This is a genomic window from Weizmannia sp. FSL K6-0777, from assembly GCF_038593185.1.
GTDB classification, from domain to species: Bacteria; Bacillota; Bacilli; order Bacillales; family Bacillaceae_C; genus Weizmannia; species Weizmannia faecalis.
The window spans coordinates 812,769-829,868 of sequence record NZ_CP151971.1 but is presented as its reverse complement, the minus strand read 5'-3'; the positions used below and the strand labels follow the sequence as shown (position 1 = coordinate 829,868).

12 protein-coding genes, 2 tRNA genes and 1 pseudogene are annotated in these 17,100 nt (G+C 47.3%); 4 read left to right on the top strand and 11 right to left on the bottom strand.

What is annotated here, in order from left to right; genetic code table 11:
• Positions 1-410: 410 nt before the first annotated feature.
• The 8 genes and pseudogenes from NST70_RS03710 to NST70_RS03675 all read right to left on the bottom strand — a co-directional run bounded on the left by NST70_RS03710 (position 411) and on the right by NST70_RS03675 (position 8,780).
• Entirely contained in the window at positions 411-1,397 is a 987-nt protein-coding gene (locus tag NST70_RS03710; protein ID WP_014095914.1) for a LacI family DNA-binding transcriptional regulator, read from the bottom strand.
• 19 nt (positions 1,398-1,416) lie between these two features.
• Entirely contained in the window at positions 1,417-2,457 is a 1,041-nt protein-coding gene (locus NST70_RS03705; RefSeq protein WP_342475777.1) for an aldose epimerase family protein, read from the bottom strand.
• 312 nt (positions 2,458-2,769) lie between these two features.
• The gene (gene galT / locus NST70_RS03700; protein WP_260832433.1) at positions 2,770-4,254 is read right to left on the bottom strand and encodes a UDP-glucose--hexose-1-phosphate uridylyltransferase; all 1,485 of its coding nucleotides are present in this window, start codon (positions 4,252-4,254) and stop codon (positions 2,770-2,772) included.
• A gap of 5 nt (positions 4,255-4,259) precedes the next feature.
• Positions 4,260-5,255: a UDP-glucose 4-epimerase GalE gene (galE, locus tag NST70_RS03695; protein WP_035182272.1), complete on the bottom strand. Its 996-nt coding sequence runs from the start codon at positions 5,253-5,255 to the stop codon at positions 4,260-4,262.
• Entirely contained in the window at positions 5,252-6,433 is a 1,182-nt protein-coding gene (locus NST70_RS03690; RefSeq protein WP_026684379.1) for a galactokinase, read from the bottom strand. The genes galE and NST70_RS03690 overlap by 4 nt, the downstream gene beginning before the upstream one ends.
• Before the next feature lie 424 nt (positions 6,434-6,857).
• Positions 6,858-7,076, bottom strand: a complete 219-nt coding sequence (locus NST70_RS03685; protein WP_342475774.1) for a hypothetical protein — start codon at positions 7,074-7,076, stop codon at positions 6,858-6,860.
• A gap of 379 nt (positions 7,077-7,455) precedes the next feature.
• A pseudogene (locus tag NST70_RS03680) lies at positions 7,456-7,602 on the bottom strand (acyl-CoA dehydrogenase); the annotation flags it as partial.
• Positions 7,603-7,643: 41 nt separating this feature from the next.
• Entirely contained in the window at positions 7,644-8,780 is a 1,137-nt protein-coding gene (locus NST70_RS03675) for an acyl-CoA dehydrogenase family protein (RefSeq protein ID WP_014095921.1), read from the bottom strand.
• Positions 8,781-8,920: 140 nt separating this feature from the next.
• On the opposite strand from NST70_RS03675, the gene NST70_RS03670 reads away from it, so the two are divergent.
• Both NST70_RS03670 and NST70_RS03665 read left to right on the top strand, forming a co-directional pair.
• Positions 8,921-8,993: transfer RNA gene (locus tag NST70_RS03670), tRNA-Thr, on the top strand.
• Positions 8,994-9,011: 18 nt separating this feature from the next.
• Positions 9,012-9,102, top strand: a tRNA-Ser gene (locus NST70_RS03665).
• 48 nt (positions 9,103-9,150) lie between these two features.
• On the opposite strand, the gene NST70_RS03660 is transcribed toward NST70_RS03665, so the two are convergent.
• From NST70_RS03660 to NST70_RS03650, 3 genes are all read right to left on the bottom strand, one after another.
• Entirely contained in the window at positions 9,151-9,936 is a 786-nt protein-coding gene (locus NST70_RS03660) for a 5'-nucleotidase, lipoprotein e(P4) family (protein WP_026684377.1), read from the bottom strand.
• Between the two features lie 752 nt (positions 9,937-10,688).
• Complete coding sequence (locus NST70_RS03655; protein ID WP_342475772.1) at positions 10,689-13,778, bottom strand: MMPL family transporter; 3,090 nt, start codon at positions 13,776-13,778, stop codon at positions 10,689-10,691.
• Entirely contained in the window at positions 13,775-14,305 is a 531-nt protein-coding gene (locus NST70_RS03650) for a helix-turn-helix domain-containing protein (protein WP_061577686.1), read from the bottom strand. Before NST70_RS03650 ends, NST70_RS03655 begins: the two co-directional genes overlap by 4 nt.
• A gap of 583 nt (positions 14,306-14,888) precedes the next feature.
• On the opposite strand from NST70_RS03650, the gene NST70_RS03645 reads away from it, so the two are divergent.
• Both NST70_RS03645 and NST70_RS03640 read left to right on the top strand, forming a co-directional pair.
• On the top strand, positions 14,889-15,530 hold the full coding sequence (locus NST70_RS03645) for a TetR family transcriptional regulator (protein WP_061577687.1): 642 nt from the start codon (positions 14,889-14,891) through the stop codon (positions 15,528-15,530).
• A 31-nt stretch (positions 15,531-15,561) separates the two neighbouring features.
• Positions 15,562-17,073, top strand: a complete 1,512-nt coding sequence (locus tag NST70_RS03640) for a DHA2 family efflux MFS transporter permease subunit (RefSeq protein ID WP_035190796.1) — start codon at positions 15,562-15,564, stop codon at positions 17,071-17,073.
• Positions 17,074-17,100: the final 27 nt, after the last annotated feature.

The window sequence follows — 17,100 nt, the reverse complement described above, 5'->3', positions numbered from 1 at the left end:
CTACTTTTCGCAAAGCCGCGGCCATTCTTTCGCGCCACTGCTATTTTTGAAGCAGGTACTTGCAATGCTTCAAGGCATTGCATCATCTGCCCCAAAATCCTGCCCACTTACGACAGGTTTGCGGCGGTTTTGTTTGCAATATATGCCATTTCGAAACAGCAACCTATACTCGCACTGCCCCGATGCATTTGCAAAGCCTGCCTTAATCGCTACTCTACTTTTCGCAAAGCCCGCCCATTTTCTTTCGTGCCCCCGCTATTATTGAAACCGGGACCTGCACTGCTTCGGCACCTTTGCATCATCTGCCCTAAAATTTACTCCGCTTTCCGTAAAGTTCGCGGCCATACCATTCCAAAACCAAGATCGCAACAGACAGCCTCAAAATCATTTTTACCCGCTTTCCCACTCACTCATCCGCTTTTGCGGCAAACAAGTTTTGTGGCAATAAAAATTTTCTTTGCAACGGTTCTGCCTTCCAAACGTTCCAGCAGCGTATCGACTGCTGTCTCGCCCATCAATTCCGTATACACTTTCACAGTAGAAAGCGGCGGGAAAACATATTTGGACAGCGAGATGTCATTGACGCCGATAAGGCTCACGCGGCCGGGCACCGGGATGTTGTTTTCCGCAAGCGCCTTAAGGCACCCGATCGCAATCGCATCATTGGCGGCAAAAAAAGCGGTCGGAAGCGCGTCCCCGTGTTCGTGGATCGCCTCGTTCATCAACTGGTATCCGTCTTCAGTCGAAAACGCACCGATATATACCCATTTTTCATTCCAGCGGCCTGCTGTCTGCATCCAGCGCCTGAACGCCGTTTCGCGCGGATCCTCAATCGTGGCGGACGCATCTTTATAATTTTCCCTGCCGCCGATAAAGCCGATTTGTGTATGGCCTTTTTCCGTAAAATAGGCGAGCACTTTTTCTGTCGCTTTTTCAAAATCGGCCACAACAGCATCAAAGCGGTTGTCGTCAGGCGAGCAGTCGACAAATACGATATTCGGGGTAACAGAGAGAAGCTTCTCCACTTGCGCCAGGCTGAATTTCCCGACAGCAATAATGCCCTGGATTTGCTCTTTCCCCATCTCTTCCAAATGCGTCAAATCGTATTTCGTCAGCCGGATATTTTTCATGCTGCAGCGTGCTTCAATGCCCATTCTGATCGATAAATAATACAAATCATTCAGCTCTTCTTGTTCCGTATACCAGTACACTAGCGCAATTTTGATTTTTTCCGGTTTCCGGGCTGTTTTTTTCTTGTAGGAAAGCGCTTCAGCCGCTTCAAAGATTCTTTTTTTCGTATCGTCACTAACGGAAAGTGACGGGTCGTTATTCAGCACGCGTGAAACCGTTGAAATGGAAACACCCGCCTTCTCTGCAATATCTTTAATCGTTGCCATGCTTACACCTCAATCTTTTTCAACCAAAAATCCATTTTGTATGGGCACGGTATGTTTCACCCGGCTCTAGAATCACAGACGGGTATTCAGGGTGATGGATCGCATCCGGCACACCCTGCGTCTCAAGGCAGACCGCCAAATAATCTGAAGGCTTGCGGCCGCGGATTTCATATTCGTCATTGCCCATTGTATTGCAAGTATAAACGACGACGCAAGGCTGGTCGGTTTCCACCGTCAGCACGCGCCCGCTCTCTTCGTCTTTTAAGCGGATCGTTTTTTCCGTTTCCGGCAATAAAAACGCGTGGTCATAGCCGTTTCCGACAAGGACGTTTTGCGGATGATCTGATACCGTGCCGTCTTCGATTTTTCGCCCGTTCCGAAAATCGAACGCGGTGCCGGTGACATCGAAAGTTTTCCCTGTCGGCAGCGTTTCCTGGCCAAGTTCAAGCACACGGTTACTCGGGATTTGCAATTTGTGCCCGCGTACATCGCGTTTTATATCGCCGCTTAAATTGAAGTATGCATGATTGGTCATGTTGACGATCGTTTTTTTATCCGTATGTGCCTGATAAGACAGCTTCAGTTCTTGTTCATTTGTTAAAAGATAGGTCACGGTGGCATCGAGATTTCCGGGATAGCCTTCTTCGCCGTCCGGGCTTGTATACGTAAATTTCACACCAACTGCGCCGTCTTGTTCAATGGGCGTGCTGTCCCAGATGACGGCGTTAAACCCTTTGAAGCCGCCATGGAGATGGTTGCGGTTTTCATTGGCAGAAAGCTTGTATGTTTTGCCGTCCAGTTCAAAAGAAGCTCCGGCGATCCTGCCGGCAATACGGCCGATGATAGCGCCGAAATACGGAACACCATGGAGGTAGCCGTCAAGGTTGTCATACCCGAGCACGATATTTTCCGCTTTGCCGTTTTTGTCCGGCACGATGATCTTATTGATGATGCAACCGTATTCAAGCACCGTTACAGATATGCCGCGGTCATTTTTCAATTCATAAGCATGGACCGGACGCCCTTCCAATTCCCCAAACAATGCCTTTTTTATTTCCATTTTGATCAGCCCTTTTCCGTTAAAGATTGCGGGCCATATAAAACGGCCCGGTGTACCCGTCTGAGCTAAAAGTTACGGAATGTGATCTGCGGCCCCCTATATGCGTCAAAAGCGTATGCTAAAAATGTTGGAACGCGTTGCCGGCTCCTGTTCCCCGCGGCCGCGCCAATCGCTTCCGGAATCCGCAGCCGGCCTGAAAGCCACGTAAAAAACCGGCCTGCTGTTTGGTGTGCGCGGTACATTCCGGAAGGCGTTTAGCAGCCCGCACCCTTTCACCGTGAACATGCGCAAAAAAAGGTTGGAACGGACCGCCTACAACTTACGCAAAAAATTCCGGAATGCCTGTTTTCCTCTTTCGTCCCGTTTAAAGACGCCGGCGTGCTGCAAAACTTGCAAGAAGACTTTGCCCACTTCGTTGCGGACGATGCCTTCCACGTTTTCCGCTGCCACCGTGCCTTCGTATTTTTTCTTTAAACCGTTTGCCCAGTCAAGATGGTAGGCGGCAATGGCGTTCGGCTGCCCGAGCAAATATTTCTCCACTTCGGCCAGCTCATTTTTCAGCCGCGCCGGCAGAACCGCAAGCCCCATCACTTCAATCAGCCCGATATTTTCTTTTTTAATATGATGGACCTCGGCGTGCGGGTGGAAAATGCCAAGCGGATGGGTTTCGCTTGTCCGGTTGTTGCGGAGTACAAGATCAAGTTCAAACCTGTCCCCGCGTTTTCTTGCGATCGGCGTAATCGTGTTATGCGGCGTCCCGTTTGTTTCCGCGAGGATATCGGCGGAAGGGTCGCTGTACTGTTTCCAGATTTGCAAAATATGATCCGCAGCCTCGGTAAGACGTGCCGCCTCTGCACTCCGCAGCCGGATGACCGACATCGGCCATTTGATAACGGCGGCTTTCACATCCGGAAATGCCTTCATTTCAAAACGCCAGTCGTCAGCCGCTTTTGCCATCGCAAATTCATAACGCCCGCCCTGATAATGGTCGTGCGACAAAATCGAACCGCCGACAATCGGCAGATCGGCATTTGAGCCCAGGAAATAATGCGGGAACCGCCCGACAAATTCAAGCAATCTTTGAAAAGCCGCTTTGTCGATTTTCATATCGCGGTGTGTTTCTGACAGCACAATGCAATGTTCGTTGTAATACATATATGGTGAATATTGCAAATACCACGGCTCGCCGCCGAGGGTAAGGCGGATAAGCCGGTGGTTCGACCGTGCCGGGTGCCCCGTTCTGCCGGCATATCCTTCATTTTCCATGCAAAGAAGGCATTTCGGGTAATGGCCTTTTTTGGCGTTTTTTTCCCTGGCAATGGACTTTGGGTCTTTTTCCGGTTTTGAAAGATTGATGGTAATGTCAAGATCGCCGTATTCCGTTGATGTCTTGTATACAATGTTTTTCGCAATCTGCTTCGTTTGGATATAATTGCTGTGTTTGCTTAACGCGTAAAAATAATCGGTCGCTTCAGCCGGGCTTTCCGCATATTTTTCCCGGAAAATACGGTTTACCGTTGATGGGCGCGGTGTAAACACATTCATGACGTGGCTTGCAAAAATGTCTTTCTCATCCAGTACATCCTGAATGATGCCTTTTTCGCACGCGTAACGGACAAGCATGCCGAGGAGATCAGGAATATCCTGATCTGCCCCGCCTGCTTCCGGTTCACGGAATTCATCCAGATGCAAAAGCGACAGCACCTGGTTTCTCGCATACACCCGATCTTCTTCCCCGATTAACCGGGTGCGGACAGCCTTGTTTACAAGCTGCTCGACCGTTTCAAAAATTGCCACTGGTTTCACCTTCTGTCGTCGTAACCGTTTGGATGGCTTTCATGCCAGTTCCATGCATCTTTGATAATCTGGCGGATATCCGTTTTTTGCGGATTCCAGCCGAGCACACGTTTAGCCTTTTCGGATGAAGCGATGAGCGTGCTCGGATCCCCGGCGCGGCGGTCGCCGATTTTGACGTTAAAGCCTTTGCCGGTCACTTCCCGGACGGTATCCACAATTTCTTTGACAGAAAATCCGTTGCTTGATCCGAGGTTGAACACATCGCTTGCGCCGCCGTTCTGTAAATATTGAAGCGCAAGAATATGGGCATCAATCAAATCTTCCACATGGATGTAATCGCGGACGCATGTCCCATCTTTTGTATCATAGTCTTCGCCGAAAATGGTGATCGCCTCACGTTTTCCAAGCACCGTTTCCAATACAACCGGGATGAGATGCGTTTCCGGATGGTGGTCTTCGCCGATTTCGCCGGTTGATCTTGCGCCGGCTACGTTAAAATAGCGAAGTGCAACGTATTTGATGCCGTACGCTTTTTCACACCATTTCATCATTTTTTCCATCGTCAGTTTTGTCTCGCCGTAAGTGTTGGTCGGAACGGTCGGCATTGTCTCTGTAATCGGCACGCGTTCAGGTTCCCCGTATGTTGCAGCGGTCGAAGAAAACACAATATGCGGCACATGGAATTCTTTCATCATTTCAAGCACAATTTGCGTGCCATATACGTTGTTGTCGAAATATTTCAGCGGCTGTTCCATCGATTCGCCGACAAGCGAGTTGGCTGCAAAATGAATGATCGCGTCAATTTTTTCTTTCCCGAAAACTTCCTGCATAAAGGCACGGTCGCGAATATCACCTTCGTAAAATTTTGCCTTTGGATGGATTGCGGCGCGGTGGCCGGTTTGCAGATTGTCAATCACCACCACGTCATATTTTTGGTCGATCAGTTGATATACGGCATGCGAGCCGATATAACCGGCTCCACCTAAAACTAAAATGCTCATACAAGTTCCTCCATTGTCATTTCTTTTGCTCCATCACCGATGCTTGCGGTGTAGAAGTCCGCCCGGTAGCCGATTTCTTTTTCATAGACGTCCCCGACATTTTTGATGAACGCATCGACTTTGTCATTTTCAACAATTGCGATTGCGCACCCGCCGAATCCCGCGCCCGTCATTCTCGCCCCGAGCACGCCCTCCTGCTTCCAGGCGGTTTCGGCCAGCGTATCGAGTTCTTTGCCGGTCACTTCATAATCATCCCGCAGCGAACGGTGGGAGGCATTGATCAGTTCTCCGAAAGCGGGCAGGTCGCCACGTTTTAATGCGTCAAGTGCTTTTAGCGTGCGCACATTTTCGTAAACCGCATGTTTTGCCCGTTTCCTCACAATCTCATTGTCTATGATTTCCTTGTTTTTTTCAAATGCTTCTTCTGTCAAATCGCCGAGCGTTTCGATATCGAGTTTCTTTTGCAGCTGTTTCAGTGCCGATTCACATTCCGCACGTCGTTCATTATATTTAGAGTCCGCAAGTTCACGGCGTTTATTCGTGTTCATAATCAAAATTTTATGGTGATCCAGCTTGATCGGGGCATATTCGTACGCAAGCGTGGCACAGTCGAGCAAAATGCCCGCGTCTTTTTTGCCCATCCCGACCGCGAACTGATCCATGATCCCGCTGTTTACGCCGATAAATTGGTTTTCCGTTTTTTGCCCGAGCTTGACAAGATCGAGCCGTTCCACTTTCAGGTTGAACAATTTTTCAAGCATCACGCCGGTTAATAGTTCAATGGAGGCGGAAGAAGACAGGCCGGCCCCATTCGGAATATTGCCGTACACGAGGCAGTCAAAACCCTGTTCTATTTCATGCCCCGCTTCCTTCAAATATTTCAGCATGCCTTTCGGGTAATTGGCCCAGTCATGTGCTTTGTTGTATGCCAGATCGTCAAGCGTAAATTCGATGACGCCTTTTTCTTTAAAATTCAAAGATACAAAGCGAATGTTGCGGTCATCGCGTTTTTTGGCCAAAGCATACGTCCCCATGGTAATCGCGCACGGAAACACATGGCCGCCGTTATAGTCGGTATGCTCCCCGATCAGATTAATCCGGCCCGGCGCAAAAAACGCGCGCTCCGCCGCCGTCCCGAAATACTCCTTAAAAGCCTGAGACAAATTTGGGTTGCTCATGGTCGTTCCCCCCTAAGTGTAATAGAATAGAATAAAAAGATTGCAAACGTTTTCTTCAATTCCATCTTACACGCAGAAGTAAAAAAAGGCAACATTTTTACTAAAATTTTTACTGGTAATATTCCATTTCTAAATAGGGCTTGCTGAACGAATCCGATTCTGAGTTTGTACCAAATTTGTCTGCAAGCTCTGTCGCAAAATATATGTGAGAATGCGTGATTTTGTCTTCTAAATACGTTGAATCGGCTTTCGAGTGCAAGCTTTTCCCTGGATTTGTTGTAAAATCCTTGCATTTAAATTGTTGCCAAAGCTGTCAGCACTCTTGCCAAATCTAGGAATTTTGCTTATTCAGCAAGCCTTAAATAATACAGCCTCAGTACAATCATTTACCATTCCAATGCGATCCACTGCTGTAATAACTGATTTAAGATTTTTTCTCTTCTTTTTTTAAATCATCTTTTAAATACTCCATATCTTTTATGTACCTTTGGATTGTTTCTTCTATTGCGTCTTTTACTACTCGGGGATATCCCTTTTCATCTTCTCGTTTTTGTTCCTTCTTTAGCTCATCTATATCTTTAGTAAGCAAAGATATAGCCTTCTTCTTCTCATCTTTACTCATGAATTCATAGATTTTTCTCATAAAAAATACCTCGGCAATAAATTATTTCTAAATTTTTATTTTTTTATTATAATACGTTTTGATAAGGAGGAGGCTTTTGTTATACGCAGCTTTCAGATGTCGAGCAGGAAACAAACGGCCTGCTGTCTTACACCCGCAAGCCGAAAACCGCCCCGGAAAATATCAGGAAAATCCTTGAAAAATGGCAGGATGAAATTGTACGGGCTTATCCGGCACATCATCGAACGTAAGCAAACCATGGAGCGGCAACAGTGCATTTATCAGCAGTTGCCGCTTTTTTAGCAGTAGCGACAAAGTGGACCGAAAAAAGCGGCGGCGCTTTGCTGCTTTGCGCCCCCCCTTTTTCCCGGCTGCTTAGACCATCGGATGCTTTTTGATTTTACACACGCGCGCCGAGCTGCATAAGGACGGCATCATCCATCGGCGGGTTGTGGAGCCCGGCGCGGACATCGCGGTAATAGCGCTGCAGCGGGCTTTTTTGAAAAAGGCTGCGGGCGCCGACTATCCTCATGGCCAGATCCACAATTCTGTTTTCCCGCTGTTTAGACCATCGGATGCTTTTTGATTTTACACACGCGCGCCGAGCTGCATAAGGACGGCATCATCCATCGGCGGGTTGTGGAGCCCGGCGCGGACATCGCGGTAATAGCGCTGCAGCGGACTTTTTTCGGACAGGCTTCTGGCACCTACGATTCGCATCGCTAAATCAACTGCTTCTATCGCATGATTCGTAACCGCCATTTTCGCTGCCCCAAGTTCCGGGCCCATCTCTTTTCTTTGTTCTGCTCCGGCTTCATCCCACATTTTCGCAACCGAATACAGAAAATGCCGCGCCTGCATCAATTTCAGCTCGATTTCACCGAATTTCTGGCGGATAGCCGGCAGTTCCGCAATCGGATGGTTCAGGCTGTTCGGCGTATACGATTTAGCAAAGCGAGCCGCTTCCCGTTTTGCTGCCTCGGCAATGCCTAAATAACAGGCAGGGATATGGAGCAGATAACCGGCCGGCTCCTTCTTTTTCGTCTGGATCTCCGCCAGGTTCGCAAGCGGGACTTTGACGTTTTCCAGCACAACATCATGGCTGCCGGTTGCCCTTAAAGCAATGCTGTCCCATGTTTCGACGATGGAGAGGCCAGCCGTATCCCGCGGAACGACAAAACTGCCAACCGCTTCTTTTTCCGGAATCGTTGCGGTAATGATAAAAAAGTCGAGCACCGGAGACATGGTGGCAAAAGTTTTTCTCCCGTTTAACACCCATTCGCCGTTCTTTTCCGTTGCCGTTGTTTCCGGCATGCCACCGCGCGTCGGGCTGCCCGTTTGCGCTTCTGTTGCGCAAGTGTTGATGAGGGCGGCCTCCCCTGCTGCCGCACGGCAAATGCGTTCAAACAATTGCCCGTTCCATGTTCTTGTTTCGGACAAATGCATTAAAATCCCCATATGCCATCCAATGGAAAGGGCAGTCGACCCGTCCGCAACCGCGATGGCCTCTTGCAGGCGGACAAGCTCATACAGCGAAATGCCGCCCCCACCGTAGTTTTGTGGCACAGTCAGCTTTGTATAGCCTGTTTCTTTTAAATCTTGAATATTTTCAAAAGCAAACCGTCCTTCCAAGTCATTGGCAGCCGCCCTTTCGGAAAACGGGCCGGCAAGCGTTTGAATTAGGTCCAGTTTTTCCTCCAACGTTGAGGCTTTTAAAAAATCCATATCCTTTCCTCCCCCGGAAACATCTTTTCTCTTATTTTACCGGAAACATGCCGGAAAAACATTACAACACTTTTTTTAAATTTCCTCTTGCAATCCGGATTTTATTATAATATAATTTACATTGTCCTGATTGATTCCATGCTGGTGTAGCACAGTTGGTAGTGCACTTCACTCGTAATGAAGGGGTCGGAGGTTCGAGTCCTCTCACCAGCATCTTTCTTTTTTTCATATGGAGAAGTACCCAAGCGGCTGAAGGGGACGCACTCGAAATGCGTTAGGGCGGGTGACCGTCGCGTGGGTTCAAATCCCACCTTCTCCGCCATACATAGTGCATATAAAAATTCCGGAGAACTCCGGAATTTTTTTGCGTTTATGAACCACATGGCAATTCATGCTCCCAATCCCCGTAAACCGGATTCGGGAATACGATAAATTTGCGGCCAAATGCATGGCGGAAACGGTCTGCTTCCAGGCTGCGCGCCTTGTTTCCTTTTCCGTCAAATGTCTTAAAAAAGTCACCCAGATTATCACCGAACAAGGCAATGATTTCATAATTCTTTTCAACGGTTTGTCGGCGTGCTTCTTTGCTGCTTGTTCCTGTTTGCAACAGCACATGGGAACGGACGGCCTGCGGGATCCCTTCTTTTTTCAAGTTGCGAAGGGTGGCATCCATATATTTTTCGTCCCGGTTTGAAATGTAATAAATATCGATTCCTTTTTTATCGGCATATTTTAAAAAGGAAAGTGCCCCCGGAAGCGGTTTTGCTTTTGCTTTTTTCACCCATGCTCCCCAGCCGCTGCCAAACGAAATGCCTTTTTCTGCCATATAAGATAAGTACGGCCCGTTATCCAGCACTGTCTCATCCAGATCCAGGACAATGGCGCGCTTCTTTTTTACTTTGGTTTTCAGGCTCTCCTCAATACGCTGTTTTCCGATATTGTATCCTTGATAATAGAGCGCTCTTGCTTCTCCGGATGTCCGGTACCAGGCAACCCCCATTTTGGTCTGTTCCGCTTTTTGCTTTGCCGTGCAGCCCGTAACCGGAACCGTCTTCATGACGGCAGCTTCCCGGTTTTGTTTGCCGCCTTCAGCAGAGCACCCCGCATTTCCAAGCACCAGCGCAAAGACAATTAGCAACCCTGCAAAATAGTTCATGCTTGCCCCTTCTTTCTAAAATGCTTTTACGATTAGTATAAGGGAACCCCGGAAATTGATACATGCTAAAATGGCATCTTTCACGGGGGTTGTTAGGCACTTCGAAGCGGTCTATTCTGATTTACGACGGGATTTTCATTCTTCCGCTGGCATGTATTTTTTGTGATATGGGCGTTTACGTACATTGTTTGTCGGAATTTCGCCCGCTTCCTTAACGTAGACCCCTTCTACGTTAAGGTACACCAGATTTTTCGCTCGCTTCCTTCACTTAGACGCATCCTACGTTAAGAAACAACGCGTTTTTTCCGCGCTTCCTTCACTCAGACCCGTTCTACGTTAAGGAACAACGCTTTTTTTCCGCGCTTTCTTAACGTAGGCGCACTCTATGTTAAGGAACAACGGAATTTTCGCCCGCTTCCTTAACGTAGACCCGTTCTACGTTAAGAAACACGGCGTTTTTTCCGCGCTTCCTTCACTTAGACCCGTTCTACGTTAAGGAACAACGTCTTTTGCGCCCGCTTCCTTCACTTAGGCACGCTCTATGTTAAGGAGCACCGCGTTTTGCACCAGCTTCCTTCACCTATACTCGTTTTATGCTCACTTTTCAAAAAAATAGTTGGCCTGTTTGCTCACTTACCATCTCTTTACCGTACTTTAGCTAAAAGGTTACCTGCTTCCTCCGCCTCGATCTAAAACCGTGCCAGCAAAAAAAGCAGCCCTTTCCCAATTTGGATAAGCGGCTGCTTTTTTCATTATCGCTTGGATGATTCTTTCTCCAGCTCCAAGTTTTCTTTCTTTTTGTCCGAAAATATTTTTTCCAAGGCTTCCGGCAAGGCGATCATGCCTGGCAGAAAGAATGGCAATAGGATGAAGCAAAGCACGACAAGGCCGGTAATGACGGCGATCGCCAATTCAGCCAGCAGCAGCATTCCTGAAGGCATCAGCGTGGCAAATGTGCCGCCTAAAATAACGACCGCGGAAATAATGACACCGCCTGTATGTCTCGAAGCGAGTATAATCGCTTCCCTCGGGTCAAGCTGCGGGTATTCCTTATAGCGCATCATCAGGAAAATGCTGTAATCTACACCAAGCGAGACGATGATGATAAAGGAAAAGAACGGCACAAACGAAGAAATGCCTTCATAGCCCAGCATGCCAAGAAAAATAGAGTTGATGACAAACATGGCTGTATAATAGGCACCGACAAGGGATGCCGTAATGAAAACCGGCGGCCAGAAAGACCGTATAACCAACAGAAGCACAAGCAGCACGCTGATGGTCACGATCACGGTTGATTTGGCAAGGTCCCTTGACAGAATATGGTTCATGTCGTTGGTCGTTGCACTCGTTCCGGCTGTCCCGCTGTCGGCTTTTGAAAGCACAGTTCCTTTCAGCCCGGTGACAACCGTTTTATTGATCTTATCAATGGTATCCAATGATTGATTTGAATAAGGATCGTTGCTCAACACGACAGTCAGTTTCGTCACTTTTCTGTCATCCGACATATACGTGTCCATTGCTTTTTTAAAATCTTTGTCGGCGAGCGCTTCTTTCGGAATATGGAATGTTTTTTCCGTTTTCAGCTGTGCCAGATAGTCATTTGTTTTGCCAAGGCCGTCTGAAATTTGCTTTAATCCGCGGTTAACATCCGACAACTTATCGCCGAACTGTTTAAAACCGCTAAGGCCGGAAGCGAGTTGCTGCTGGCCCGATTTCATCTGGCCCAGCCCCTTTGTCACATCGTTCATATTGGTTACTATTTTGCCGATGCCATCAGACGCCTGGCCAATCCCGCTTTCGGTTTTCTTGAGCCCGTCTGCCATTTGCGAAAGCCCGCCAGCCATCTTGGATAGATTGTCGTTCGCTGTCTTGAACCCGGCTGTCGTCTTGTCGTAATTGCTGTTCAGCGTGTTGATCCCTTCCGGCGTGATTTGCTTGAGGGATGATGAGAGCTGGTTTGTCATTTGCTTCAGCGCCAAATAGTTCCGGTCGCTCTGCACACTTGGCGTACTTTGCCCGAGCGCCGTCACGAGCGTCTGCATTTGCGCAATCGCACTTTTTACACCGAGCAGTGCTTGTGCAGCCTGCTGATAATTTTTGCCCATTTCAGCATAGCCGGCCTGCATTTTCCCGTAATTTGCTGACAATGTGCTGACCCCGCTGCTCATTTGGGAAAGATTTTTTTCAATGGTAGCGATGCCGTTTGCCAGTGTTTCCGGCTGGCCGGACCCATTGCCAATGCCGTTTTGAATTTTTTCGAGCCCGGTGGTGAGAGCGGCCATTCCATTTTCAAGTTTGGCGGTTCCATCTACCATGTCGTTCACTTTCGAAAAATCGGCGGATCCGAGTTTCTCCTGGGCTGTCTTTAATCCAGCATTGATTTGGTCAACCCCGTCCTGCGTTTGCGACAAGCCGTCCGTTACCGTAATCATCTGCTTGTCGATGTAAAAGTCCTCCATTTTCTTTCCTTCAGGCCGCGTAACCGAAGAAACTTTCCCGACACCGTCTATTTTTTTCAGCCTTTGTGTAATATTGTCAATGACAGCCATGGATGCGTTGTTATCCATTGCTTTTCCGTTCTCAATCACAACCTCCGCAGGCATGGACTGCCCTTTCCCGAAATGTTCAGCAACAAGGTTGATCGCTTTGGAAGAAGGATATTTATTGCCAAGTTCTCCAACCGTATCAAAATTCAGCTTCTCCTGGTGAAAGATCAATGCTGGGGCAATGATCAAAAGAATGAGTGTGACTGTAATAATCGGATGTTTTACGGCGATGAAAGAAGCTTTTCCCCAGTACCGGTTCGGCTTATGCCCGCTTGCATTTTTCGACGGCCAGAACAGCTTTGTACCAAGGACTTTCATGATGAAAGGAGTTAGGGTTAAAATTTCAAGCAAAAGGATCGTTACCCCGATCACCACAACGACACCTGACCGATATATCGGCGATTCGGAAAATATAAGCGCCAGAAATGCGATAAAAACGGTCACAATACTATAGGCGATCGTTTTTCCCGCCGTCCGGTATGTGCGGACAATCGCTTCATCAATCGGGTTCCCGTGGGACAACTCTTCCCTGAACCGGTTAAAAAGCAGGATATTATAATCGGTTCCAATTCCAAATAAAATCAGCACAAGCAGCATCTGCGTCAAGCTTGTCACCGGAAATCCGGCTTTGTCGATAAGCTGGGCGGCAATCCCCATTGAACACAAATAGGAAAAAGCGACAGCCGCCAACGAGACGAGCGGGGTCACAACGGAGCGGAACACAATCACCAGCACAACGAGAATAAAAATGACCGTTAATGCTGCGCTCCGCTCCACACCGGCTTGGGAGGCCTTCAAATAGTCATTGTTAATAAAATCTTCCCCGCTCAAATAATAATCGACAGGCGAATGTTTCAGCCTGGCATCAAACTGTTTTTGGATGTCATCGATTTCTTTCCCTTTTTTATCCAGCTTGAAGCTGACCATAAGCGTGGTGCCGTCTTTTGATAAAAGGGAACTTTTGGCTTCCGGCGTATGGATCGGGTCAATCACATTGGAAATGCCGAGTTCGGATTTGCTTTCTCTAATTTTGTCTAAACAATCACCGATTTTTTCCATTTCGGCCTTTGAAATTTTATTTTTATCGTAAAAAACAATCAAATTGTTCGTGCCTTTGCCGGCATCGATCTTTTTTAACATTTTGTCTGCTACAACGGAAGGGCTTTTGCTCGAGGTTCCCTGCTGCCCCCGTTCCCGCAGGATGGCATTAACATCCGGCTGGATCGCTGTCAGCACAATCGTGGCAATGAGCCATACGGAAAAAATGATCCAACGGCCTTTCAGAATTTTTCTCACTTGTCGTTCTCCTTTTTCCTAGATTTGAAGCTTTCATTTTCGTCACGAAAAAAGAACACATCAAAAGATTCATATTTATGAAGGCCATCCCGCTCGATTTTTTTCTTCACAGCATTTACGAGCAGTTTGATGCCTTGTTCCACGATGTCCTGTTCATCCGGCTGCAACAGGTTCAATGCATCTACAAATGACTGGTTGATGATTTTTGATATGCTTTCGCTCAGTTCGCCTTCCAGCTCCGATGACGGAGAAATCTCCACCGACCGTTTATCCGATGCGCTCGGGGTTTTCACAAGCAACCCTTTTAACGTCAGCCGCTCCACGATATCCGAAACGGTGCTCTGCGTCATTTTCAAGTTCCGGGACAGCAATTTGATACTAACCCTTTTGCCCGTTAACACCTCCGCCAGCACCCTGACCTGGGGAACAGTTAAACCAAACTCCTCCGCTTCTCTTTGCAAACTTTTGATGATATAACGCTGCAAAAAATCAATTGAATCCCGAATAAATTCGGCTCTTTCACTCATATACTCCCCTCCCCTGCATATTTATCATTGAATCGCCTAATATACATCGTATCCGATATATCGTACACGATGTATATTAGGCGAAAACAGGATCCTTGTCAATAAAATATCTGCTATATAAAATGAAGGAAAAATTCCGATGAGCGCCAAACCATTCATTGTATGATAGCTTACAGCAGGCAATATTTCGTTATACTTCAGGACGATTATTTTTGCAGGCAACAGAATAGCCTGTTTCCGTTCACTTTATATAGTAAAAACCGGGACGAGCACCAGCCTGTGTTTCCATAATTGGACCTGCGACGATTTCCCCGCAGATTCGCGACCGGTAAGACCGGATTTAAAACTTCCCCAGCCTGTTTTATGTTTTTAGGTACGTTTGTCCTTATTTTTCCCGGCAAGCTGCGGCGAAGAGACCGGTGCACTTTATTAAGAAATGTTTCCAGTGACACGGTGTCATCTTTTCATTGACATCCTAACACGGTGTCATATATAATCTTCATATTGTTTCTTTTATGACACGGTGTCATTTTCAGGACAGATGCCCGTGCCGCAATTTTTCAAGATAGGAGAATATGCTGCCATGCCGAAGCCAACTTTTTTCCGGTTGCCGAAAGAAAAACAGGACACTTTGATTCAAGCTGCAAAAAAAGAATTTTCAAGAGCACCGCTGCACGAATCCTCTATCGCAAATATTGTAAAGGAGGCTTGCATTCCAAGAGGCAGCTTTTACCAATACTTTGAAGATAAGGAGGATTTGTTTTATTATTTGCTGCGTTTGCTCTCACGAAAAAGCAAAGAACAGTTTATTTCCACTCTCCAAAAAAAGGGCGGGGATTTATTTGCGGCTTTTACCGAGGTCTTTCAATTTGCCATTCAAGACATCCGAAACCAGGAAAATGCCAATTTTTTCAAAAATGCTTTTTCCAATATGAATTATAAAACCGAAAATACTTTGGCAGAAAATTTTTTTGAAGAGGATCTGAAAAAGCAGGATTTGGCTTTGCTCCGGTCCGTCAACACAAAAAAACTGAACATCAATGACGAACGGGAACTGCAGGATATGATCACGATTTTGGAAGCCGTCACCTTTCATAATCTTGTGCAAGCATTTGCCGGGGAATTAACGGCCGAAGAAGCACTCGATCATTATCTTGCCCAAATGGAACTGCTTAAAAAAGGATTGTACAGGGAACCTTCTCCGGCATTTTCAAGCGGGAAATAAAAACAACTTACAAAAAGGGGAAAAAGATAATATGAATCCAGCAATACAACATAAAAAGCCGCCCTATCTCATGATCGGGGTTCTTTTTATCGGCGCTTTCGTTTCATTTCTCAATAACTCGCTGCTCAATGTAGCACTGCCTTCCATCATGGCAGATTTACACATCAAAGATTATTCCACCATTCAGTGGCTCGCAACAGGTTATATGCTAGTCAGCGGCGTGCTGGTTCCTGCATCTGCTTTTCTGCTGACCCGCTTTACAAACCGGCAGTTGTTTATTACGGCCATGTTGATCTTCACGTTAGGGACTGCGCTGGCAGCATTTGCCCCGAACTTCGGGCTGTTGCTGACAGGAAGGATGATCCAGGCTGCAGGATCTTCTGTCATGGGGCCATTGCTCATGAATATTATGCTGGTTAGTTTTCCGATTGAAAAACGCGGAACAGCCATGGGGGTCTTTGGCCTTGTCATGATTACAGCCCCGGCAATCGGCCCGACGTTATCCGGCTACATTGTCGAATACTTTGACTGGCGCTTTCTGTTTGAAATGATTTTGCCATTAGCCGTTATCAGTCTCGTTTTGGGGATCTGGAAAGCGGAAAACGTCATGGAGCAAAATAAAAAAGCAACGCTTGATTATCTCTCGGTCGTCTTATCTTCCATCGGGTTTGGTGGTTTGCTTTACGGATTCAGTTCTGCAAGTTCGGACGGCTGGACAGATCCGGTGGTTTTAACGGCACTGATTGCCGGCAGTGTGGCTTTAATCGCCTTCGTTATTCGGCAGTTTATGATGGATGAACCTTTATTGGATTTGCGCGTGTATAAATATCCGATGTTTGCCCTTGCCTCTGTCATTGCCATTGTAAATGCGGCAGCCATGTTTTCCGGCATGATTTTAACACCTGCCTATGTGCAAAACGTACGGGGCATCTCTCCGCTTGACTCCGGCTTAATGATGCTGCCGGGCGCAATTGTCATGGGGATTATGTCGCCGATCACCGGAAAGCTGTTTGATCAGTTCGGTCCCCGCGTGCTGGCTGTCACGGGGCTTTCCATCACAGCTGTTTCCACCTATATGCTGGCGAATTTACAAATTGACTCGAGCTACACGTATATTATTCTTGTTTACACGCTCCGGATGTTCGGGATGTCGATGGTGATGATGCCGATTATGACGAACGGCTTGAATCAATTGCCTTCCCGGCTGAACCCGCACGGAACGGCGGTTAATAATACAGCACAGCAAGTTTCCGGGTCAATCGGAACAGCCGTTTTTGTCACGATCATGAATGCTGTCACAAAATCGAAAGCGGAAGACCTGATGTCCGGGATCAATCCGCTTCATTTTACAGCAGCTGATAAAGCCGCTTTAGGACAAAAAGCGTTGCTGGCCGGCATCCAATATTCCTTCTACGTCGCGCTCGCGATTAATATTGTCGTATTGATCATGTCCCTTTTTGTGAAACGGGCAGATACATTTAAACCAGGCGCCAAAAAGGAAAACAGAAAGAAAACCATGCAAACAAAACCGGCTGCAGATTAACAGCTGGAAAATGGGCACCGCCTTTTT